We start from the raw sequence: 23,828 nt of genomic DNA on the forward strand, positions 1-23,828 counted from the left end.
ACTATTTTCCTATTATAGCACTGCTTTCAGCGTTGTATAGAGCCGATTTTTTGGATCGCGGGTGAATGGGGAGTCTATGAGTGCCGGACGTATGTCCTCTCCAACGCTCCATTGCGTGCATTTTCAGCTTTATTATGCACTAGGGATTTTAAATCAACCGCTCATTATTTCATTTTTTTGCCTGTTATTTCTTGCATGGAGAAGCAAGTGTATGTAAGCTATAAATAGAACAGGGGTTCTGTTTTGGTTCATAGGTGTAAAGGATGTGAGAGGTTGTGAGCGGCAACGATAGAACCGGTGACGAAGTTCGTCAATATTACCCTTCCAAAGGACGTGTCATCCTGCACCTCGATATGAATGCGTTCTACTGCTCCGTCCATGAAGCGGAAGACCCGGAACAATATAAAGGGCAGCCGACAGCGGTGGCAGGCAGCATCGAGCTGCGCAAAGGAATTATCGTCACTTGCTCCTATGCGGCAAGAAGGCTTGGCATTCGCACCGGCATGCATGTGAGACAGGCGCTTCGCCTTTGTCCTCATTTAATGCTAATCCGTCCGGATTTTCATTTATACCGGCGGTATTCCCGCGCATTTATCGAAATCGCGAAAAGTTACACACCGCTTGTCGAAGTGATGTCAATCGACGAATGCTATATGGATATTACCGGTTCCAAAATATTCGGCACGCCTTTATCGATCGCAGACGAACTGCAGCAGCGGATTCGGGAGGAGCTGTCTTTGCCTTGCTCCATCGGTGTCGCGCCGAATAAGCTGCTGGCGAAGATGGCTTCGGATATGAAGAAGCCGAACGGAATTACGGTGCTGCGGATTCGGGATGTTCCGAAGCTGCTGTGGCACAAGCCCTGCGGGGAAATGTTCGGCATTGGACATAAGACGGCCACGAAGCTGTCGCGCTCAGGCATCCGCACGATTGGAGAACTAGCGCAAGCGGATGAAGAGCGGTTGGTGTCCATGTTCGGCGTACATGGCCATTGGATGAAACGGGCCGCGAATGGTCAAGATGAAGGTGTGGTGAATCCCGAAAGGGAACAGAGCAAGTCCATAGGCCATACGACTACGTTGCCGAAGGACGTCGAGGCGGTTGAAGAAGTACGACGGGTGCTGCTTAATCTAGCTGACCAAGTAGCGCGGCGGATGCGAAGACAGCAATTGATGGCCCAAACGGTGCAGCTGACAATTCGAACGCCGGACATGAAGACGATTACCCGTTCTAATACACTCGAAGATCCGACGGATGACGCCGCGAAATTGTTAGAAGAAGCATGGCGGCTCTATGAGCGCCATTGGTCTGAACATAAGCCGGTTCGACTATTAGGCATTACGGCTCAGAATCTGCTCGCGAAGCAGGAAGCAGCTATTCAGCTCGACTTGTTTGATTACGAGCAGCAGCCCAAAAGAGAGCAATTGAACCAGACGATGGACAAGATACGGGACAAATATGGAGAAAACGCACTCGTCACGCTGGGAATGCTTGGTGATGATCCATCTACACTGTTGCGGAACCATCGTGTTCGGGGAACTTCGCTGCAGACTGATTTTTTGCGAGATCAAGACGAATGAGGCAGATTGCAAGTGTTATTCTGCAAGAGCTGCATAGATTGTACAAACGTCTCTAAAAAGTTGGAAATCGTTTGAATTTCGGACTTGTTTGTATTATATTGATAACGGAGGAACCAAGAAGATCTGTACTTTTACAGGAGGGAACTAAACCGATGGCAAAATACACTTGGGTTGATAAAGACACTTGTATCGCATGTGGAGCTTGCGGCGCAACGGCACCAGATATTTATGACTACGATGATGAAGGAATTGCGGAAGTCATTTATGACGGCGACAACAACCAAGGGGTAACCGATATTCCGGAAGATCTGTTCGACGATCTGCAGGATGCTGCAGACGGCTGCCCAACAGATTCTATCAAGATTGCGGACGCACCTTTTAACTAACCTGCTGCACGAATCATTTATAGAGAGAACCTACAGCATCCCCGCGGATTCGCGGGGTTTTTATTTTTTTACAGCTGGAAATTGCCAACGATGCGCTCCTCGTTCTACAATGAGATAGATTGTGATCAAACGAAATGACTATATCATTCTATCAGTATTACGTTGTAGGTGTGGTTCATGTTGTAAAGGAGAAGCGAATGAAAAAAATAGCTGTACCGATGCTAATCGTTGGCGTCTTGAGCATGATTACGGCGTACTTGTACAGCTACGGCAATGGCGGCGTGTTCCAAATGGTGGAGCATGCGTTTCGGGACGCCTTGCGGACGAAGAGTGTCGAAGAGCAGATCCCCGACGACAGAATCAAGATTATTGCTATTGATGAAGTGTCATTGCAACAATTGGGACCGTTTCCTTGGCCGCGAGCGGTGTATGCCGAGCTTGTAGGCGAACTTATGCAAGCCGGCGCTCGGGCGGTTGCGTTGGATCTGCTGCTGATTGATCCATCCGAAGAAGTGGAAGACGATCGCGCCTTATCCGAACAATTGAGCAAATATGCACACATCTACTTGCCTGTGCAAGTGACGCTGCGCTCGCTCCAGCCGGATGGCCAATCGCTTGTCGTGGAGCGCGTCGATCGGCCCGCCCCTTCCATTCAGATTGATCCAGGACAACTCGGGCATGTGAACGTGCTTCCGGATTCCGACGGCGTTATCCGCAATATGAGCTTGGGACTGCCTGACGAGCAGGGGATGATGCTCCCGTCGCTCGACATACTTATGGCCAACCGGCTCTTGCCGAAGGATCAGCAGATTCGTTGGGACCCTAATGACAGTGGGTGGTACCAGGGGAGGGAACGAATTCCGACAGACAACCGCCACCAAGTTGCCATCGATTTCTTCTCATCACCTTATGGATACGGGGAAGAAGCGATGAACGGGTATGACCGGCAATCATTCTGTGATGTGCTGTCTGGAATTGTAGATCCTGCTTATTATAAGGACACGATTGTACTGATCGGCCCTTATGCGACTTCACTCAGCGACCGTCATATGACTCCGCTGAGCCGTTCGATGACGCTTTATGGCGTGGAAATTCACGCTAACATGATTCAATCTTTGGTGGAAGGACGGTTCTATAAAGAAGCTCCCTTCGGATGGAGCGTGTTCGCCTTAATTACAGGCATCTCTGCGGCCGCTTGGTGCGCGTATCGGATTCGCGGCGTGCGTGGAGCTCTGTGCGGATTGAGCATGGTCGTCGGCTACACTCTCATATGGGTCGGGATATATAGTATTGGGGCGGTATTTATTCCGTATTTAACGGAAGTTATCGGTATGTCCGCGGCCTATATCTTAGTTATAGCGTACCGCAGCCGGGAGGACAGGCGTGCGCGCCAACAAGTGGAAGAATTGTTCGGACGCTACGTTTCTCCGGCTGTCGTGACGGAACTGCTGCAATCCAATGTTCCGATTCGGGCGGGGGGCACGAAGTGCGACATTACGGTTATGTTCATTGATATCCGCGGATTTACTCCGCTGTCCGAGCGGCTGGAGCCGGAACGGACGATCCAAGTGCTGAACCAATATTTACACTTGTGTGCGGAGACCATTTTTCAGCATCATGGCACTCTCGATAAGTTCATTGGTGACGGAGTGATGGCTATATTTGGCGCCCCACACACATTGGATCGACATGCAGAGCACGCTGCACGTGCGGCCATGGAGTTGCAGCAGCGCTCGGAAGATCTGTACCGTAAGCTATCTGCAGAGCTTGATGTATCTGTACGTTTTGGTATCGGTATCCAAAGCGGAGAGGCGGTGGTCGGCAATGTGGGTTCGGAGACGTTGCGGCTTGACTACACGGCGATTGGCGACACCGTCAATGTAGCGGCACGGTTGGAGTCGCAGGCGAAGCCGGGACAAGTGCTGGTTGGTGAAGAAGCGAACCGACGTATTCAAGATGCGTTCGAGACCCAATCGATCGGGCCGCTTCGGTTGAAAGGCAAGGCGGAAGCCGTAATGGTGTATGAGCTTATATCAAAATAATTGTAAGTCCGCTTGCTGCTGTATGAGGTAAACTAAATTGTTCTCCTCGATCCGTAGTCGAGGAAGCCCCATTGGAAAGCATACAGTAAAATGTACGGATGGGCGGCTAAACGGCATGTGGACTGTATTCTGTCCAATGGAAACTTGCTGCTTTACAGCGATTGCTGTCAATGAGTGCCAAACCATCGGGAAAATTCAAATGAAGCCTGCCATGAAGTGATATATCATGCTGGTTCACTGTACATAATCCAATGTAAGATGAGAAAAGGAAAATAGGGTTAAGGCTGTAAACTTGCTTTTTCTCTTAGCGGAGGAGATAGATTGGGTGAGTATGGATGTCGTCCAATTTCGATTTAATAACTGAAAAATTTTTAGATGCAAATTGTTTAGTTCAACTTTTATAGTTGAGTCGGTAAACGCATTTTTTGGAAGATCATGACTCGCATGGTTAAAAATTTTATAAATGGAATTTTTTACGATCACAAAAGCGGATGGATAGGATCAGGAGACTTTTTTACATTTTCATGAAAAGAAGAACACACATATGACGGAGATGTTCAAAATGTCCGATATGTAAAGGAGAGGAGGATGAAAGTGAAACGAATTGCAGCGTTGAGTCTGGCGTTCGTCTTCTTATTTGTCACCTTCATCGATCCCGGTGTGGCGAAAGCCGCAGATAAAGCGGTTCGGGTTGCGGTGGTGAAAGAATGGACAGGGAGCGTGACCGTCTCGAAATCTGGCGGGGGCAAGCCGCTTCAAGTATTTAAGAAAATGAGCATTAACCAAGGGGACCGTATCGAAACCGGACCGAAATCGCGTGTCGTGCTGCAATTGGCAGGCAATGACGAGGAGGATGAGCTGACTATTGGCGCTGATGCGGATGTCAGCTTCACGGAGCTTAGTGATAACGATGGGGTGAAGACACGAATCGGTGTATTGGCCGGTTCGGTGTTCGCTAAGGTGAAATCGATAACGGGAGCGGATGATCGCTTTGAGTTAGAGACGCCGACGGCCGTTATGGCCGTACGTGGAACGCAATTCGGCGTCTATGTGCATCCCCGGTTAGGATGGACGCAGCTGCACGTTACAGCAGGTGTTGTTCAAGCGGAATACTCGGCTGCAACCGAGATTGGCGGGAATGATCGCCCGGCAGGTGATAGAACAAGCACGTTAGAACAGGTGAATAACCAAGACAAGACAGCGAAAAAGGATGCAAAGGGTGATACGGCGCTTATTACGCTAGATCATCAATTCGTATACCCGGCGCAAAGCGCCACGTTCCTGCCGACGGGGGGGCATGGCATAGAGGTTCTGTACGGATATGCCAATATCAAAGCGCTGCTTGCCGATCTCGATCTGGCCGTTCTGCGAGCGATGGTCGCTGGTTATGCGGAAGCCGCCAAGGAGAACGAGCAATATGTGCAGGCTTGGCAAGCCGCTGGATGTGCAGTGGATTCCTCTGGTTCAGTGAACGTGTCGTGCGAAATATTGAAATCGTTCAGTGAATTAGGCGGCGAAAGATTGAACAATCAAGCTTCAGAGAGCGAACAAGGCTATGAAATTCGCGTCGCACACAATATGAAGGCGTACTTAGCCGCTCTAGTGCATGCTGCAGTAGATTCTGGCATGCTTACTCGGCAGGAAGCAGATGCGAGCCGGATTCCATGGCAGAAGGCGGCGCTGCAGCTCAGTGACAACGAGCGGCAGCAGCAGCAATGGGTTCTGAAGCGCCTCAAGCAGTGGATTAATGATCAGCATCAGCAGATAACATCTACTTATGCTGCTGATGCTGCATATCAGATCTCGGCTAAACAGCAGAAAATGGACCGTCACGTTCAGGAGCAGGTAGAGCAGAAGTATGCCGATGCTTTAAGTCCGTCAGATCGGAAACGGTTCGAGCATGATTTGAAGCATGCCCGATTAGAAGTTTGCGAGAATGCATATGAGAATGCGATATGCCGATTGGAGTCACCGACAACAGACAGTTCTTCGGGAAATGGAAGCGGGGGAGTGATTACTCCGAACCCGGATCCTAAACCCGATCCGAAGCCAGATCCGGATCCAAAGCCAGACCCAAAACCAGACCCAAAACCAGACCCAAAACCAGACCCAAAACCCGATCCCGATCCGAACCCAAAACCAGATCCGGAACCGCAGCCCCAAGCTCATGTATTGGAGCTTGCCAGTGGTGTCGATCACACAGCACCCAACAGCAGGGTTGTTGTTGATACGGTGCTGAAGCGATTGACGGCGAAGTTGGATGTAGTCGCTGTGGAGTTCACGGTGGAAGTATCCGGAGGCACGTTGGATACTGTGGAATTGAATGATAATAAAGCGCGCTATCGTCATGGCGGAAGCAAATTCGAAATCGCTCATCATCCTGACGATTATGACAAGAGCAACAGCGTAGATTCAATAACGCTTGCGGGTAACCGGTTCGTGTACCGATTAATCGTAACGACACCGGATGCGGTATCGCTTGAAAGCGATGATCAAATCCTTAGTCTGCCCTATATAGCAGGCGGCAGCGGCACGATGTCTCTGAAGCTGTCTGAGGTCCGCTTCTATAATGCGACCGGAACTCTACTAGAAGTAAACACGATGGACAAGCCGCTTGAAATCAAGGTGAATCCGTAACAATGGAGGGATAATCACGGATGAATCCAAAACACAGTAAATTTAGCTGCTGTTACTGTATGACTATACTGCTAGCAGTATCTGTTCTCGGTATGAGTATCGAAAGTACGGGATACGCATTAGGGGCAACTACAGACTTGAACCAGCGTTCGGCGGCAAAATGGGACGACAAATCGATGGAACGTTTTGAAACGCCAGCGGTGAATTGGAAGTGGTGGAAGACGGGCCCACAGTGGTATGAGGTCGTTCATTGGGCCGGAACAGGTGTATCGGGTTGGAAGGATGGTCTGAAAGGAGAGGCTGAATTCCGCTTCCCTACCGGACTGATGGCCGAGCCAGACGGTTCGCTTCTCATAGCAGATACACGTAATCATCGCCTGCGGAAGGTGAATGAAGGAGGTCAAGTCCGTACGGTTGCGGGGACGGTAGCTCATACCAGCGCCGACACAATACCGAAGGGGGGCCTACGTGACGGGGGCGCCTCACAGGCGATGTTCAATGAACCTGTCGGTATGGCGAAGGATAAAGCGGGAAACCTGTATATCGCAGATTCAGCAAATCATGTTATTCGTAAGCTTGACCGGGATGGTCTTGTTACGACTGCAGCCGGAGACGGAGTGGCGGGTTGGCGTGATGGATCAGGGACGTCAGCACGCTTCAATCAGCCTCGCGCCATCGTCGCAGCCAATGACGGTACGCTGTATGTGGCAGATACTCTGAATCACGTCATTCGCCGCATCGATCCGAAGGGGAACGTCAGCACCTTGAATGCGCGCTCGGAGCGGATAGTGGAGTATTCACCAGGTGCGGTAGCTGCAGCCGGGGATTATCTCGACGGAGCGCTTGCGCAGGCCCGATTCAATGAACCAAGCAGTCTTGTTATGAACGCCGACGGTCAGCTGATTGTAGCCGATACGGGCAATCATCGGATCCGCCTCGTTGACGTAGCGAAGCAAAGCGTTACTACGCTTGCTGGGAACAGTTCAACCGCCAACTATTCCAAGCATTTTCCTGATGCGTCTTTATATGCGGCGGGTGGCTACCGGGATGGAAAGGCGAGCGAAGCGCTCTTCAACGGCCCAACAGGAATCGCGCTCACGGATGAAGGCGGTGTTGTTGTGGCGGATCGTTGGAATCACGCGATCCGTTATGTGTATAAGGGAAGTGTGTGTACGCTGAGCGGGCAAGCGGAACAAAGCGGGGATGCGGATGGGGTGGCCTCATTCGCCGAATTCCACGAACCGGCAGCGGTCGCCGTGCTGCCGAACGGCACGATTGCTGTAGCGGATGCCTTTAACAACGCAATCCGCCTCATTCGCCGCTACGAGCTCCCGCAAGGTGTCATTCCTTCGGGCAGAGAGCTTGGCGTAAAGGACAAAGATATTCAGCTTGTCTATAATCGGCGAATAATCAAGACGGATGCAGCACCCGTCATTCAGAACGGCCGCACGTTTCTGCCATTGCGTGTGGTGGCGGATACTCTTGGTTACAAGACAGAATGGTCAGCAGACGGTCAGGTTCGTTTCTCGTTCGGAGAGATAGAATTCGAGATGAAAGCAGGGAGCAAGCAGGCAGTGCGACGGGAACACGGAACGGTATCGGAATTGCAATTGCAGGATGCCCCGTTCGTTCATGAGGGCCATATCGTCGTTCCCGTACGGTTTGTCGCCGAACAGTTCGGATTTCATGTTCAATGGATTACTGAAGCGCGAGCGGTTGTTATTCGCGATCAGATCTATGTACGCTACGCAGCAACGGGATCACATTTTCCGCCGCGTCGTTAGCAAGCAGACAATAGAAGGAGGGGAGCGAAGTGCCGCCGGAATCAGACGCGAAGCATCCGCAATGGACCGAGAAAGACCAAGCCTATATGAAACAGTACATCGAGGCGCATCCGGATAACCGTATGGCGTGGTACTTGTTGGGCAAACAGTACGAGCGCTCCGGTGAGCAAGGCAAAGCCAATTACTGCTACAATCAAGCAGGCGAGATTTACAAAGCATTCGAAAATGTGCCGCTCCCTTCCGAGACCGTCGAGGAATGGGCTAAAAAGCGCGAAGAGCAGGAGAAACTCCGCCGTTCTCGCCGCAGTCTGGTGCGTCTGATTCTATTTGTACTCTTGTTTTTCATTATGATAGGAGCCATACCGGGCGGACAAGCATCGGCACCGTCTTGGCCGATGAAGGCAGCCGGAGAGCAGGACCCCTCTGACAAGCGCGTCGGGAAATCTAAGGCTGCCGCAATATCCAACGGTGAATCCAATGAAGCGACACAGCAAGCCTTTCTGGTTCCGGCTTCGGATGATGGCGCGTATGCCGCTGCGGTGAAGCGGGTATTCGGAACTTCCGCTGATGGAGAGTGGAAGAAATACCTTGTGAATATCCCAACTTATGATTCGTGGTGGCTATGGTCGCACTCGCTCCATGCGATTCTTCAGGCTGAGTCAAGCGAGGAAATGAATCACATTATGGTCACGCCGCTCCAGGATCCTAAATGCAATTGTGGCGAGGAGCAGGAGCAGGCAAGTTCATTTGTGAGCGGTTGGATACAAGCCAGCGAACAGCGGTTAGTTGCCAAGTCGGCATTGACCGCTATGGTTCGCCGTCACGGAACCGCTCCGAACGAGTGGAGGAAGCTTGCCAAAGGCTATCCTTCCAATGTGGTGTCTGGTACGTCAACGGAAGTCGAAACGGCATATGACAACGTATATAAGCAATACAAGGACGGGGTGCAAGGGAAGAAGGCGGACCCGAAAGCAGCAAAGGAACACGCGTTGAAGCGGGTATGGAGCGACCAATCTGATCCTTTCCGGGAGCCGTTGCGCATCGTAGTGGACAAGAAGCGCCATCGATTGGCGGTCGTGAGTGGGAACATTATCGTTCGCAATTATAAAGTTGGGCTTGGAGGAAAGCGGACGCCGGAAGGGCGGTTCCAAATTACAGAAAAAGTTGTGGATCCGAACGGTTCTTCTACCGGTGACTTCGGAAGCCGCGGCATGACGTTATCCGATTCGTTATATGCCATACATGGTACGAATGAGCCAGATAGCATCGGTAAGGACAGATCTCTAGGATGCATTCGCATGCTGCGTGAAGATGTTGAGGAGTTATTCGACATGGTTCCTATCGGTACGGAGGTAAGCATTGGAACGGATCTGCTTCCGGAGCAGCCAATCGTGCCTGACACAGAGAAGCGCTATCGCTTGGATTTAACGCCGAAGCAGGACAACCCGAAGAAGATTTACCGTTGGTTGGATTAAGAAGTAAGAATGTGAAAGAGCCGGGTCCACAAGGAAACTTGGAACCTGGCTCTTTGTCCGTTCGTCGTATTAAATTATCCATTCGTAAGAAGTAAAATTGAGACGATAATGACAATAAGCACCAGAACTCCCCCGAGCCAATACAGAGCTTTCTTGTTCATTACTTCATTTGATTTGGTCGGTATTGTTGGAGGTTTTCGTTTCGTTGCCATAGGTCATCACCTTTCATCGTAGTAACCCTATCTATAGTTGTATTGTAATCGGTTTCTAAGCAAAAGGCCAGACATGTCTTAGGGACAATACAGACTTTTCTTTTTAGGAAGAAAGCTTTAAACTATTTCATAGAGCCTAATGCCGCTAGAAGCTATGTATACATATACCACCATTTGGGAAAAATGAGAGGCGCATCTTCTGCGGTATGGTAACTTCACGCATGCTGTCAGTACCATGGCTTGAATGTATGGCATAATGAACGGAGTGGAACCTTTGTTGTATCGCACTATTGCTAAACCGTTATTTTTCAAAATGGATCCTGAACAAGCGCATCATCTTGTCATCGGAGGAATGTCAAAGGCCGCTAAAATACCGGGAGGGCTTGCCCTGATGCGGGGAATGTACGGTATCAAGCCGGACCCTGCCTTGACGAGTTCCTTGTTCGGCTTAACCTTCGACAGCCCGATCGGACTTGCGGCCGGACTCGATAAGAACGCGGAAGCCGTGCGCGGATTTTCTACTATCGGTTTCGGGTTCATGGAGGTAGGAACGGTGACGCCGCAAGGACAGCCGGGCAACGACAAGCCGCGCATGTTCCGACTGCCTCCGGATGAGGCACTCATTAATCGCATGGGCTTTAATAACGAAGGAGCGAACGCGATGCGCGCGCGCCTCTCTTCCTTAACGGCAAGACCAATTCCGATATGGGTGAATATCGGTAAAAATAAAGTGACTCCGAATGAGGAGGCACATGAAGACTATTTGAAGTGTGTCCGGGCTTTATATGACGTTGCGGATTTATTCGTCGTGAACATCAGTTCTCCGAATACCCCGGATCTACGCAATTTGCAGCATGGAGATGAACTAAAAGCGCTGCTGCAGGCGGTTGTAACAGAAATGAATGAGCAGAATTCGGCACGCGGCCGCAGCAAGGCCGTCCTCGTAAAAATTGCTCCGGATGTGTCCGACAGCGAGCTGGAGCATATGACCGAGACGATTGTGAATAGTGGCGTATCCGGTATTATAGCTACCAATACGACGTTGTCACGCATGGGGGCTTCCCATGTGCACCGATTGGAGACGGGGGGCTTAAGCGGCAGGCCGCTGGCGGAACGGTCTACCGAAGTGATTTCACAATTGTATCAAATGACGAACGGATCGATACCGATTATCGGCTCTGGCGGGGTCTTCACCGCTGAGGATGCTTACCGCAAGATTCGGGCTGGGGCTAGTCTGGTGGAAATATATACAGGGCTCATATATAGAGGACCGGGTATTAATCGGGAATTGGCATCGGGGCTTAAGCGGCTGCTGGCGCAGGACGGGTTTCAGCATATTTCCGAGGCTGTCGGCGCGAATCATCGTTGAACGGGGCATAGACTTCTGCAAGCTAGTCATAGACATCGCCTATAACATAAAGTAACGGGTGGAATGGACAGGAGGCGTTCACATGGACGGAAGAGATTGGGGAAAATTTTTGCTGCCTTATGAACAGGCCGTCGAAGAACTTAAGGTCAAATTCAAGACGATGCGCTCTGAATTGAAAAAACGTGAGGAGTACTCACCGATTGAATTTGTGACTGGACGCATTAAACGTATCTCCAGCATACTTGACAAGGCGAAGCGATTGAACGTTCCACTTGAAGAGTTGGAGCGGGGGATTGAAGATATTGCTGGTATACGCATTATGTGTCAATTCGTTGATGATATACATCGAGTGGCTGAGTTTATCCGCCACCGCAAAGATATGAACGTTCTTTACGAGAAAGATTATATTACGAATTACAAAGAAAGCGGGTACCGCAGCTTTCATATGATTGTAGAATATCCCGTGCAAACGGCGCTCGGCCAAAAAGTCGTGCTGGCAGAAATTCAGATTCGAACGCTAGCCATGAACTTCTGGGCTACGATTGAACATTCGCTTAATTATAAATATAAGGACAGCCTGCCGGACGATGTCCGCGACCGGTTGAAGACGGCAGCCGAAGCCGCATTTATTCTCGATAATGAAATGTCCAGCATCAGACAGGAAATTCTGGTCGCGCAGAGCAGCTTTGAAGACAAGTCCAAAATTGTGCATAACTGTTTGGCATTTATTCAAGAGCTGTATTACTATCATCGAATCTCCGAGGCGATCCAGCTTCAAAATCGTTTCAATGAGGTGTGGGAGCGGAACGATATAGACGAGCTCAAGCGGCTGGAAGAGGATATTATCGCTGAAATGCAACGGGCGAAGAAGAACGGAGATCCGATTGAATGAGCGAAATGGCAGATGAGCCGTCAATCGCATATGACTGCTTGTATGTCCAGTTCATCAAGCTGTTCAATGAAAAGCGGGACTACTACGCTTGTCACGATGTCATGGAGGAACTGTGGCTGGAGGAAGGGCGCAAGCCGTTGCTGCAGGGGCTTCTGCAGATAGCTGTCGGGCTGTATCATTTTCAGAATGGCAATCATCGGGGTGCCATTAAGCTGCTTGAAGCAGCCCTTGACAAGCTGAGCTTGCATCCTGAATACATAATGGGCATTCATCTGGAGAAGCTTCGTCATGACGCGGGGGAGATGCTGGCGCTGCTGCTGCGTTCACCAGAACTTCCACCGTTCTGCGACCTCACGATCGTCATTGCGGACGAACGATTGCAGCAGGAAGTCGATACCGCGATTCTCCCGCCCGAATAATGTGAAGGGACGCTGCACGATGTGCGCCGTCTTAGCCTGTTGAGAAATCTCAACAGGCTATTTTTTATTTGTTTTCTTTGTTTATTCACCGCATTAATGTATTGCGCTGAGTTTGGTTAAGTCATGGTTATGCAACAATCGCAACAATATTTAGTCATGTGCGCATACCATCATCCTAGAACATTTCGCCTCTTGACAGCTGCCGGTTCTTACTTATAATCATTACTATCACTTATTATTGCTTAGTATAACTTATTAATACTTAAATTAACTTAATTGATGGGAGAGAAAGGCATGTTTCAAGAGGAACGGCTCGTCGCTATTCTGCAACATTTGCAGGTCAATAAGCGCATAGAAGTCGACGAAATCTGCGAGCTGCTGAGCGTGTCGCGCGATACGGCCAGACGGGACATCATCAAGCTGGAAGAACGGGGTTGCATCGTCCGCACCCGCGGCGGAGCCATCCTGCCGACGATATCGAAGGAAATGCCGAACTATGAGCAGCGTCTGCAGAAGGAGACGACGTCCAAGCAGGCGATCGGCCGCTTGGCTGCCTCCTTGCTTCATGATGAGGATTACCTGTACGTCGACTCTTCCACGACCGTTCGTTATGTAGGGGAATATATGACGACCAAGCGGAACGTCGTCGTTACCAATTCCATCGACATGGCCGGCATGCTGGCGTCAAAGGACGAAGCGCGGATTCATCTGCTCGGCGGTCTGCTGTATAACGGACAGCGCATGGTTTATGGCGCCCGCGCCATCGAAATGATGTCCGACTACCACCTCGATAAGGCGTTTCTCGGCACGTGCGGCCTTTCGATGGGCGGCCTGACGACAGACTTCGAGGAGGAGAGCTATCTCATCCGTCAAGTCATACGGAAGGCCGATCAAGTCATCGTGCTGGCCGACCATTCCAAGTTCGGAAAAACGATGTTTCACCGTGTGACCGGATTAGAGGACATCGACCTTATCATTACGAACCGGGAACCGGACGAGGAATGGAAACGGCAGCTGCACGAGGTCGGCGTGGAACTGGTGGTAGCGGACGGAGGTGAGCGGCATGATTAATCGGCTCATTTGGATGGGCTGTCTATCGTACGTCGTGACTGGCGTGACGCTCGTTATTATGGGTGCCGTCCTTCCCGAGCTGCTTGCCCACTATGGGTTGAACTACACCGATGGCGGGGTGCTTATCTTCGTGCAGTTCGTCGGGATGCTCATCGGCGTGCTCGGCATGCCGGCCGTCTCCCGCAGGTTCAGCCGCAAACGGGGCGTCATGCTGGGGCTTCTCCTCATCAGCGCTGAACTGCTGCTGTTCTTCCTCCCGCCTTGGCCGGTCGTCGTTCTGCTGGCCGGACTGGCCGGTGCCGGAGCAGGGCTGGTGGAATCGTGCATAGGCACGATTATTCTCGTGGCCGTTAAGGAACGGCAGGCCGTCGCCATGAGCAAGCTGGAGGTGACTTTCGGCATCGGCGCTTTGACGATTCCGTTCGTGGCGAGTTTCTTGATTGCGCGCGGCATATGGGCCTACTCGTTCCTGCTGCTGGGCGTGTGCGCGCTGGTGACGGTCATCGGGTGGCAGAGGCTGTCGTTCGGCAATATCGATGCAATGCTGACCCGCACGGTGGAACGGGGCAACCGAGAGACGAAGCCGACTGCGTATACTGGCAAGGGCCTGCCGTTTCTTGTGCTGTGTGCCGCATTTTTCATGCTTTACGGGGGAAGCGAAGTATCCGTTGTTCATTTCTTCCCGTCTATTTTTATCGAAAAATGGGGCATCGCCAGCTCCCAAGCGACGCTGACCGTTACCGTCTACTGGCTCGCGATGGTTATAGGGCGGGCGTTGTGCGGCGTGCTCGCGGAGAAGCTGACGTATTACCGCTTCCTATGGCTGACCACTTCGGGGAGCTTGCTTGTGCTGCTTCTGTTGCCGTTCAGCACGCAGGCATGGGGCGGCTTCGCGATCAGCTTCCTGCTCGGGCTCGGGATGGCGGGCATGTTCGCGGTCATGCTTATCCATGCCAACCAGGCGCTGCCTGGCATGACGGAGCGGACGACAAGCATCCTGCTGGCCGCCAACGGGCTTGGCGGCTCGCTCATGCCGATTGCCGTCGGATGGATGATGGACGTATGGACGGTGCAGACCGTGCTGTGGCTCTTCGTCGGAGTCATGTTGACGATGCTGCTGCTCGTGTTCGTCTCCAAACGCTGGCAGGGGATGACGTCGATGACCCGTTCGACGGGCCCTATCAGCGAAGCGGGGATAGCGTGCGAGGAGGCGCTGTACGAGTAGTCGAAATGGGTTGGACGACAAGCAATTCCGGCTGCCGGGCAACGGGAGCGGAATTGCTTTTTTGCCGTGCAATCATAGGAACCGGATTCCGGCCATATAATTTGACCATTGGTGCAATAACACTTTGCTTGCGCACATTTTCTTGCAGTGGAATGCATGATTACGTCTTATCGATTCATTACCCATCCTGAAGCAGGCTAGCAGCATTTGGGAGCAGAGGAGGGCAAGTGATGCCGAGACAACTTCACTATGCCGTCGCCATCGTCGGGGCGGGCAGCGCCGGATTGTCGGTTGCAGCCCGCTTGCTGCGCGCATCGAAAGGGCTTCACGGTTCAGTCGTACTTGTCGATCCGCAGACCAAGCACTATTATCAGCCGTTGTGGACGCTCGTCGGCGGCGGGGTCGTCCGCAAGGAGATGACGGAGCGCAACCAGAAATCGCTTATCCCGAAGGGCGCCGACTGGCTGCAGGAAGCAGTCGTGCGCTTCCATCCGGATGAGAACCGCTTCGTTACCGGGGCTGGAACCGAAGTCCGATACGACGTCCTCGTCGTTGCGGCGGGCATCCAGATTGATTGGGACCGGATTAAGGGCTTGAAGGAGAGCATCGGGCACGGCGGCGTCTGCAGTAATTATGATTACAACTACGTGGACAGTACTTGGAAGTCCATCCGCGAATTCCGGGGCGGCACCGCCATCTTCACGCAGCCGAACACGCCGATCAAGTGCGGGGGTGCGCCGCAGAAGATTATGTACCTGGCCGACGATGCCTTCCGCCGATCGGGTGTCAGAGAGCAGACTGACGTCATCTTCGCTTCGGGCAATGCAACCATCTTCGCCGTTCCGAAGTATGCCGAAGCGCTCAACCAGGTCGTGGAACGGAGACGCATTACAGCGAAGTATAAGCGCAATCTGGTGGAGCTCATCGCGAGCCGGCGGGAAGCCGTGTTTGAGCATACGGACACGAAGGAGCGGGAGACGATTCAATACGGCATGATTCATGTCGTCCCGCCAATGTCCTCCCCGGCCTTCATCCGGGACAGTCCGCTCGCAGACGCGGGTGGGTGGACGGAGGTCGACAAGCACACGATGCAGCATGTCCGGTTCGCGAACGTGTTCGCCTTGGGGGACTGCAGCAATCTGCCTACCTCGAAGACCGGCGCCGCCATCCGCAAGCAGGCGCCTGTAGCGGCCTGTAATGTGTTGAACGTGCTGGCGGGACAGCCGCTAGATGCGAGCTACGACGGATATACGTCCTGTCCGCTCGTGACGGGATACAATCGGCTCATTTTGGCGGAGTTCGATTACGATCTGACCCCGCGTGAGACGTTCCCGTTCGACCAATCGAAGGAGCGTTATAGCATGTATGTGCTGAAGAAGAGCCTGCTGCCGAAGCTGTATTGGCACGGCATGCTGAAGGGACGCATGTAGGTGGAGGCAATGAGACAGGTATCTCGACTAATAACTGTACCAGAGAAAGGGGAGAGCGGCATCCATGCTGCTGCGTTATTTCTACGATGAGAAGCTGGCCCATGCGTCGTATCTTGTGGGCTGCCAAGCGACGGGGGAAGCGATCGTCATCGACCCGGCTCGCGACGTCACCCCGTATTTGAAGACGGCCCAGGCGGAAGGGCTAACGGTCGTCGCTGCGGCGGAGACCCATATTCACGCCGATTTCGTATCGGGCGCCCGCGAAATGGGGGCAAAGCATAAAGCAACGCTGTACGTGTCGGGCGAAGGCGGACCGGATTGGTCCTATGCTTACGTGAGTGAAGAGAACGGGCATCAGTTGAAGCACTGCCTTGTGAAGGACGGAGATCGATTCAACATAGGCAGACTTGAGTTCGAAGTGCTGCATACGCCAGGGCATACACCTGAGAGCGTATCGTTCCTATTGACTGACCGGGGCGGGGGCGCTGATCGCCCGATAGGTATCTTCACGGGCGATTTCGTGTTCGTCGGCGATGTCGGCCGGCCGGATCTGCTGGAGAAAGCGGTAGGCTTGGCAGGCACGGCCATGGAGGGAGCGCGGCTGATGTTCCAATCCCTACAGCGCTTCAAGCGGCTGGACGAGTACGTGCAGATATGGCCGGCACATGGGGCTGGCAGCGCGTGCGGCAAGGCGCTCGGCGCTGTTCCGTCCTCGACGGTCGGATACGAAAAGAGGTTCAATTGGGCGTTGTCCTTCAACGATGAGCCATCATTTGTGGACGCCCTGTTGGCCGGGCAGCCTGAGCCGCCGACCTATTTTCCGCGCATGAAGCAGGTGAACCGGGAAGGGCCTGCGCTGCTCGCGGATCTTCCCGCACCGGAGTGGATCGAAGGGACGGTTGTTGCGGTTGTAGGCAGCCTCGTGCAAAGAGGTGCGACCGTCATTGATACGAGAACTTCACCGGCGTTTGCGGCCGGCCACGTGGAGGGGACGATCAATCTGCCCTACAACCGCTCCTTTACGTCATGGGCCGGGTGGCTAGTCGATGACGAGCGGCCACTGTACGTCATGGGGGAAGCGGATCAACTGCCTGGGATCGTCCGTGATATGCGGGCCATCGGCATCGATCGAATCGCTGGAACGATAGAAGCTTCGGCGATGTGGAGCGGTGCCCAGTCGGGAGTGGCGGGCTTGCAATCGTACGCCGAGGTAACTCCTGCGGACATTGCCGGCAAGGTAAGTGAAGGGGAGGTGGTGGTCGTGGACGTGCGCTCCGGCGCGGAGTGGGAGGAAGGCCGAATTCCGGGCGCGCGGCACATCCTGCTCGGAACGCTGCCGCAGCGCATTCGCGAGGTGCCTGCCGACAAGCCGGTGCTCGTCCAATGCCGGACGGGGATGCGCTCCGCAATTGCGGTTGGTATTCTGCAGGCGCACGGCATCACGAACATCATGAACCTGCAAGGGGGTATTGTGCGATGGCGTGAGGAAGGATTGCCTATAGCAAAGTAAGCTGCCTTCCTAATATTTTGCCCCCTTGTTATCTGAACCAAAAGAGAGGCTCGTCCAAATAGGTCTAAATGACCTATTGGAAAGCCTCTCTTTTTATTCGCTCTATTGAAAGAGTTGTGAGACAAGGCGAATTCCGTCTATAATTCCTATAAAAAAGATAGGAATTTACTGTTTACAAGATATTATATTTTTGTTATATTTAAGAAGAGACAACTTCCAGAATATTGCATCAAATACAAAAAACTAAGGAGTGATTCAAAATGAAGAAATTACTTATTTCCCTGTCAGCGCTGGCCGTTCTGGCTGCAGCTTCGCCGGCGTATGCTTCCCCTGTCGTACCTTCCGAATCGGCGGTTCAGAAAGCCCAACAATTTACCAAGTACTATGCGCTGCGGCCGAATGAAATCAGTGCGCTGGAAGGGATTTATTTAAAGAAAGGCCAGCAACTTACTATTTTTGCGCAAGGCAGCTATGCCTACTATTCGGTGTATGATTCAAGCAATCATCTAGGGACCTTTTTCAATAGCAACGTTGGAAGAATTTTCACTGCCACGGAAGACGGCTATCTTTATGTTCAATTTGCCGCCCCTTCTTCGTATACGATTAATCACATCACCGCTACATACCAAATCAACTGAACAAGGGCTCTATTATTATCAAGCTGCATGAAGCAGAGTGCAGCTTGCCGCTAATGAAAAAAAGGTGAATCAGGGATGTCCCTGATTCACCTTTTTCCATATTTGCCGTTATGATTAACAGGCTTGTCTCTCCACCATGTGGGCTGCAGCTCATTCATTCTTTCGGCTGGTTTGGCAAGACAGCAATGTGGCGTTCATATACTTTTTGGCCAAATATTGAAAATAAGTCGTCTGCACGGAAGTGATCGCAATGACAAGCGCATTGCGGATAAGAGTACGGTGGCAGTGAGATTGCGGCGCCAGCTTGCTCATGTGATCATCCGTCTTATTGGAGATAATCAGCTCCAGCATATGGTCATGACGCAGCCGCAGCGGGTCGTGTCCGTGAACGTCAAGCACTTGGTCGTTGTTCCGATCGAGCTCTTCGTAGAGTGTGGCGTAGGCAGCATAGAAATTAAGCGGATGAATCACGTCATCCTCATCCTGCTCCGGGTTCATAAATAGCAGCGCTAGCAAGCTTCGTATCGAATCAAAATGAAGGGTTGCCCGTAGATCCTCTACAATAAGAATGAGGGCGGCTTGCTGCAGTGAATACTTCTTGCCAAGCCGGGGGGAGCCTATAAAGTCTTTAATGTCACGCTTGACCCAATTCTGTATGGATGTGATCGAAAAGTTGGAATACTCTACTTGGTTTCCGAGAGCTGCAATTTCATTCAAGGACAGCCCCTCTTTGTGGGAGCGCCCACGCAGTAACTTTTCATAAATGGGCGGTAATGTTGCAGACAGCATAGGAGAAGCGGTTATGTCGAGACCGCTCAGCTGCTGTTGGAATTCCTCCCATGCTTTTTGCAGTATCGCTTGCGGTGCTGGAGATTGCTCCCTTGCTGTATTGTCAGCAGGTTGCAGAGCCATGAGAAGTTCAGACATTTTTTTGCGTGTAATGACGAAGCTATCCATCTTTTAACCACCTGATTATTTTGAAATTGCAATAAGCCTATCATAAGATTTTATCGAATTGAAAGTCAAAGCTGAAAAATAAATAAGAGAACTCGGTTTCGTCAGTGGATTGAACTCATGAAGTCAGATTTGACCCAAAACGACTGGATACTCCCTTTGTTTTCTTAGTTATAAGTTCTTATAATAAGTTCAGATGAACTCGAAATGATAAAGGAGAAATTAAATTTGTCTACAGGTGTCAGTTTTTTCTTGTTTGCTATCTTGATATTATTAACCGGTTTCTTTGTCGCAACAGAATTCGCCATTATTAAAATCCGATCCAGCCGAGTGGATCAGATGGTTATTGAAGGACGCAGGAACGCGCTTGCCGTCAAGCAGGTCACCAGTAACTTGGACGGATATTTGTCCGCCTGCCAGTTGGGCATTACGATTACCGCACTGGGACTAGGATGGTTGGGAGAACCGACGATGGAGAAGGTGCTGCATCCGCTCTTTAACTATTTTGCGCTTCCTGAGCAAGTGAGCTCTGTGCTTTCATTTGCTATCGCGTTCATCGTCATTACGTTCCTGCACGTAGTCGTCGGCGAGCTTGCGCCCAAGACGCTTGCGATACAGAAGGCGGAAGCAATCAGCGTATTGTTTGTGAAGCCGATTATTTGGTTTTACAAACTGATGTATCCGTTTATATGGATGTTGAACGGGTCGGCGAACGCCATCATCCGCTTGTTCGGTCTCAAGCCTGCGAAGGAGCATGAAGAAGCACACTCCGAAGAAGAGCTGCAGATCATTCTGAACGAGAGCTACGAGAGCGGCAAGATCAACAATACGGAGTACGGTTATGTAAGCCGGATCTTTGCCTTCGACGAATTGCATGCCAAGGATATTATGGTTCCCCGTACGGATATGGTTTGTCTCGAAGTGATAGATACGGTGCAGGACAGCATCTCGACGATCAAACGGGAACAATATACGCGTTATCCAGTTATCCAGGACAGTAAGGACCATGTAGTCGGTATGGTCAACACGAAACAATTGTTTCTCCAGTTCGAAGAGATTGCCGATGCTCCGTTATCAGAAGTGATGCATCCCGTCCTGAGCGTGTCAGAGGCAATTCCGGTGAAGCAACTTTTGAAGCGGATGCAGCAGGAGCGCGTGCATATTGCGATTCTCATTGACGAATTCGGCGGTACATCGGGCATGGTTACGATTGAAGACATTTTGGAGGAAATCGTCGGTGATATCCGGGATGAATTCGATGCCGAGGAGAAGGCTGACATTGAATATATTACGGAAGACCAGATTATCGTGGACGGTAAAGTTCTACTCTCCGACATCAACAACATGCTCGGAACCGATATCGAGAGCGAAGATATCGATACGATTGGGGGCTGGCTATACGATCGCATTCCCGACAGCAGGAAGGGAAGTCAGTACCAAATCGATGGTGTACAGTTCACCATTCTAGAAAAGGATAAACACCGCGTACGCAAAATTGAGATCGTAAAAGGATAACATAAAAAGCCGCTTTTTTCCATCATGGGAATAAAGTGGCTTTTTCTTGCCAGAGCGACGGTGATATGCAACAATTAGGGCGTGTGCGTTCTGTAATTGTTGCGATGCTGGTCTCGAAGCCCCGTATGAGGTTTTTGACTTCATTGTTTTTGCCATAGGCAGCATTATCGGGATCATGTTGAAAAGGAGTGGTATGATGATACAGATAAAAGGATTAACAGAGCTACAGATATATGGGCTCGCCGAAAAGATTGCGGATGGATTTAAAGATAACGCCGGATTTTATTGTTGGGGAGATAGTCCTGAACAAAGAAAATATGTGTTGACTCATTTTTTTAATCTCAACCTTCAGATATTGATCGAAAACGAAATGGCCTACGCGACCTCAGAAAATTATGAGGGGATTTGCGGATTTTGGACAAAAAGCAACGGTTTAAAGCTATCGGAAAAGCTGAAGCTGCTTAAGCTGGCAAAAGTGATTTCAGTTAGCAGTTTCTTGAAAATTGCAAAACAGTTTTCTAAATTGAAAAGAGCAGAAAGCTTTGTCAAGGGCGAAAAGGATTACCTTTTTGTATTTATGATTGTGGTGCAGGAACAGTACAGGCATAAGGGGTATATGCGGCAATTGATGGAGTTTGTGATGGGACAGGCGGATGAGAAAAATATACCCTGTATTTTGGAAACGGACAGCCAAAAAAACGAACAAATTTATAGCCACTATGGAATGAAAACGTTGAGCGTTCAACCGTTGGCCGACGATTTAACTTATTATATTATGGCTTACAATATGGATGGCGATCTTTCTGATCAACCTGCAATAGTATCCTCTAAGTAACTACCTCACTTGAAAGTGCCTACTTCCTAAATTGACAGTAAGGCTCTACAATGAGCGTGTAATTCATAATAAATTGACATGCAAAAGGAGTGGCACAATAATGGAACTTCAATTGGCATTGGATCTGGTAAACATTCCTGAAGCCAAGCAGTTGGTAGCAGAGGTTGCAGAGCATATAGATATCGTCGAAATCGGAACACCGGTCGTCATTAACGAAGGGCTGAGAGCGGTCAAGGAAATGAAAGAAGCGTTCCCGTCCTTGCGCGTGCTGGCCGATCTGAAAATTATGGATGCAGGCGGATATGAGGTCATGAAGGCGTCCGAAGCAGGAGCGGATATCATTACTGTTCTGGGCGTATCAGACGACTCGACAATCAAAGGCGCGGTTGAGGAAGCCAAGAAGCAAAACAAAAAGATTATGGTGGACATGATCAACGTGAAGGACATCGAGGAAAGAGCGAAGGAGATCGACGCGCTTGGCGTTGATTACATCTGCGTCCATTCCGGTTATGACCACCAAGCGGCAGGCAAAAACTCCTTCGAGGAGCTGACGGCTATCAAACGCGTGGTCAAGCATGCGAAAACGGCTATTGCGGGCGGCATTAAGCTGAGTACGCTGCCAGAAGTCATTAAGGCCAATCCAGACCTCGTCATTGTAGGCGGAGGTATCACCGGTCAGGGAGATAAAAAAGCGACAGCAGCCGAAATGCAGAAATTGGTTAGACAGGCCTGATTGCCCATGGAAACGGTAAAATATGCAGCAGAGATCGTACAGGAACTGCATCACGCGGTGGAACGGATCGCGGAAGAAGAAGCTGAGCAATTGGCCAATATCATTTTGCAGTCGAAGCAGGTGTTTCTGGCAGGCGCCGGAAGATCGGGTTTAATGGGACGGGCTTTCGCGATGCGCCTTATGCATTCGGGGATGAATGCATATGTGGTCGGAGAAACGGTAACTCCCGGCATATCCAAGGATGATGTCCTCATCATTAGCTCGGGTTCAGGGGAAACGAAAAGCTTAATTCCGATGGCCCAGAAAGCGAAGAGCTTGGGGGCATCGGTTGTTACCGTCACGATTAATCCAGAGTCGACAATCGGCAGATTATCGGATGTAGCCGTTATGCTGCCAGGGGCACCGAAGGATAAAGCAAATGGCAGCTATGCCACCATTCAGCCTATGGCGTCATTATTCGAGCAGACATTGTTGGTGTTTTATGACGCGGTTATTCTCCGAATGATGGATAAACGGGGACTGGATTCTGACCGGATGTACGGCAGACACGCCAATCTGGAATAGAGTCGCTCCTCAAGATCGACAGCCATAGGGCAGAGCATGTCAGAATCTCGAACCTCAGCTATACATGAGAATAAACACTTCGTGTTATAGTATTCTACAGAAAGGAGGGGCCGGTACGAATGGCAACAGTAATTAAAGACCGCATTAATCTCAAGGAAATCAATTGTGAAAAAGAACTTACCTTGGCCGTCATCGGGGGCAAATGGAAGCTGATTATATTATGGCATCTTGGGCTTGAGGGCACGAAGCGGTTCAGCGAGTTGAAGAATTTGATCCCGCATATTACGCAGAAAATGCTGACGAACCAGCTTCGAGAATTGGAGGAAGACCAATTGATCTCCAGAAAGGTCTACCCGGAGGTCCCTCCCAAAGTAGAATATTCTCTTACCGAACACGGTCAAAGTCTGATGCCGGTATTGCGGATGATGTATGACTGGGGCAAAAACTACGGTGAGAATGTGATCTGGAAAGGTTCAAAGCCATCTGTTACATGTGAATAGCGGTAGCAAGCTCATGTAATACTTTATTTTAACTCCTCATGTTCGCCTTTAGTAGGT

20 protein-coding genes are annotated in these 23,828 nt (G+C 50.9%); 19 read left to right on the top strand and 1 reads right to left on the bottom strand.

Going from position 1 to position 23,828, the window contains the following annotated elements; translation table 11 throughout:
* Positions 1 to 275: 275 nt before the first annotated feature.
* From A372_RS0128225 to A372_RS0128290, 14 genes are all read left to right on the top strand, one after another.
* Entirely contained in the window at positions 276 to 1,580 is a 1,305-nt protein-coding gene (locus A372_RS0128225; RefSeq protein ID WP_019424293.1) for a DNA polymerase IV, read from the top strand.
* A 152-nt stretch (positions 1,581 to 1,732) separates the two neighbouring features.
* On the top strand, positions 1,733 to 1,966 hold the full coding sequence (locus tag A372_RS0128230; RefSeq protein WP_019424294.1) for a ferredoxin: 234 nt from the start codon (positions 1,733 to 1,735) through the stop codon (positions 1,964 to 1,966).
* 197 nt (positions 1,967 to 2,163) lie between these two features.
* Complete coding sequence (locus A372_RS0128235) at positions 2,164 to 4,008, top strand: CHASE2 domain-containing protein (RefSeq protein ID WP_019424295.1); 1,845 nt, start codon at positions 2,164 to 2,166, stop codon at positions 4,006 to 4,008.
* Between the two features lie 588 nt (positions 4,009 to 4,596).
* Complete coding sequence (locus A372_RS0128240; RefSeq protein ID WP_019424296.1) at positions 4,597 to 6,645, top strand: FecR family protein; 2,049 nt, start codon at positions 4,597 to 4,599, stop codon at positions 6,643 to 6,645.
* 137 nt (positions 6,646 to 6,782) lie between these two features.
* Complete coding sequence (locus A372_RS34885) at positions 6,783 to 8,429, top strand: stalk domain-containing protein (protein ID WP_019424297.1); 1,647 nt, start codon at positions 6,783 to 6,785, stop codon at positions 8,427 to 8,429.
* Positions 8,430 to 8,458: 29 nt separating this feature from the next.
* The gene (locus tag A372_RS0128250) at positions 8,459 to 9,904 is read left to right on the top strand and encodes a L,D-transpeptidase (RefSeq protein WP_019424298.1); all 1,446 of its coding nucleotides are present in this window, start codon (positions 8,459 to 8,461) and stop codon (positions 9,902 to 9,904) included.
* 486 nt (positions 9,905 to 10,390) lie between these two features.
* The gene (locus A372_RS0128255; RefSeq protein WP_019424299.1) at positions 10,391 to 11,485 is read left to right on the top strand and encodes a quinone-dependent dihydroorotate dehydrogenase; all 1,095 of its coding nucleotides are present in this window, start codon (positions 10,391 to 10,393) and stop codon (positions 11,483 to 11,485) included.
* An 82-nt stretch (positions 11,486 to 11,567) separates the two neighbouring features.
* Positions 11,568 to 12,377 carry a GTP pyrophosphokinase gene (locus tag A372_RS0128260; protein WP_019424300.1) on the top strand — a complete coding sequence of 270 codons (810 nt, stop codon included), beginning with the start codon at positions 11,568 to 11,570 and terminating at the stop codon, positions 12,375 to 12,377.
* On the top strand, positions 12,374 to 12,796 hold the full coding sequence (locus tag A372_RS0128265; RefSeq protein WP_019424301.1) for a DUF309 domain-containing protein: 423 nt from the start codon (positions 12,374 to 12,376) through the stop codon (positions 12,794 to 12,796). Before A372_RS0128260 ends, A372_RS0128265 begins: the two co-directional genes overlap by 4 nt.
* Before the next feature lie 294 nt (positions 12,797 to 13,090).
* Positions 13,091 to 13,867 carry a DeoR/GlpR family DNA-binding transcription regulator gene (locus A372_RS0128270; RefSeq protein WP_019424302.1) on the top strand — a complete coding sequence of 259 codons (777 nt, stop codon included), beginning with the start codon at positions 13,091 to 13,093 and terminating at the stop codon, positions 13,865 to 13,867.
* A complete protein-coding gene (locus A372_RS0128275; protein ID WP_019424303.1) occupies positions 13,860 to 15,092 on the top strand; it encodes an MFS transporter in 1,233 nt (410 codons plus the stop codon). The genes A372_RS0128270 and A372_RS0128275 overlap by 8 nt, the downstream gene beginning before the upstream one ends.
* Positions 15,093 to 15,322: 230 nt before the next feature.
* Entirely contained in the window at positions 15,323 to 16,522 is a 1,200-nt protein-coding gene (locus tag A372_RS0128280; RefSeq protein WP_019424304.1) for an FAD/NAD(P)-binding oxidoreductase, read from the top strand.
* Between the two features lie 64 nt (positions 16,523 to 16,586).
* Entirely contained in the window at positions 16,587 to 18,032 is a 1,446-nt protein-coding gene (locus A372_RS0128285) for an MBL fold metallo-hydrolase (protein ID WP_019424305.1), read from the top strand.
* 260 nt (positions 18,033 to 18,292) lie between these two features.
* Positions 18,293 to 18,670 (top strand): hypothetical protein, encoded by a 378-nt coding sequence (locus A372_RS0128290; RefSeq protein ID WP_019424306.1) that lies wholly within the window; start codon positions 18,293 to 18,295, stop codon positions 18,668 to 18,670.
* Between the two features lie 150 nt (positions 18,671 to 18,820).
* On the opposite strand, the gene A372_RS0128295 is transcribed toward A372_RS0128290, so the two are convergent.
* Positions 18,821 to 19,627, bottom strand: coding sequence for a DUF1836 domain-containing protein (locus A372_RS0128295; protein ID WP_019424307.1), 807 nt, complete (start codon positions 19,625 to 19,627; stop codon positions 18,821 to 18,823).
* A gap of 225 nt (positions 19,628 to 19,852) precedes the next feature.
* Here A372_RS0128295 and A372_RS0128300 point away from each other — a divergent pair, with 225 nt between their 5' ends.
* The 5 genes from A372_RS0128300 to A372_RS0128320 all read left to right on the top strand — a co-directional run bounded on the left by A372_RS0128300 (position 19,853) and on the right by A372_RS0128320 (position 23,771).
* Complete coding sequence (locus A372_RS0128300; RefSeq protein WP_019424308.1) at positions 19,853 to 21,139, top strand: hemolysin family protein; 1,287 nt, start codon at positions 19,853 to 19,855, stop codon at positions 21,137 to 21,139.
* A 196-nt stretch (positions 21,140 to 21,335) separates the two neighbouring features.
* A complete protein-coding gene (locus tag A372_RS0128305; RefSeq protein WP_019424309.1) occupies positions 21,336 to 21,974 on the top strand; it encodes a GNAT family N-acetyltransferase in 639 nt (212 codons plus the stop codon).
* A gap of 100 nt (positions 21,975 to 22,074) precedes the next feature.
* Positions 22,075 to 22,707 (top strand): 3-hexulose-6-phosphate synthase, encoded by a 633-nt coding sequence (gene hxlA, locus A372_RS0128310; RefSeq protein ID WP_019424310.1) that lies wholly within the window; start codon positions 22,075 to 22,077, stop codon positions 22,705 to 22,707.
* A 6-nt stretch (positions 22,708 to 22,713) separates the two neighbouring features.
* Positions 22,714 to 23,271, top strand: a complete 558-nt coding sequence (hxlB, locus tag A372_RS0128315; protein WP_019424311.1) for a 6-phospho-3-hexuloisomerase — start codon at positions 22,714 to 22,716, stop codon at positions 23,269 to 23,271.
* A 119-nt stretch (positions 23,272 to 23,390) separates the two neighbouring features.
* Complete coding sequence (locus tag A372_RS0128320) at positions 23,391 to 23,771, top strand: winged helix-turn-helix transcriptional regulator (RefSeq protein WP_019424312.1); 381 nt, start codon at positions 23,391 to 23,393, stop codon at positions 23,769 to 23,771.
* The last annotated feature ends 57 nt before the right edge of the window (positions 23,772 to 23,828 follow it).

It is taken from the genome of Paenibacillus sp. OSY-SE (genome assembly GCF_000283315.1).
Taxonomy (GTDB): Bacteria; Bacillota; Bacilli; order Paenibacillales; family Paenibacillaceae; genus Paenibacillus_B; species Paenibacillus_B profundus.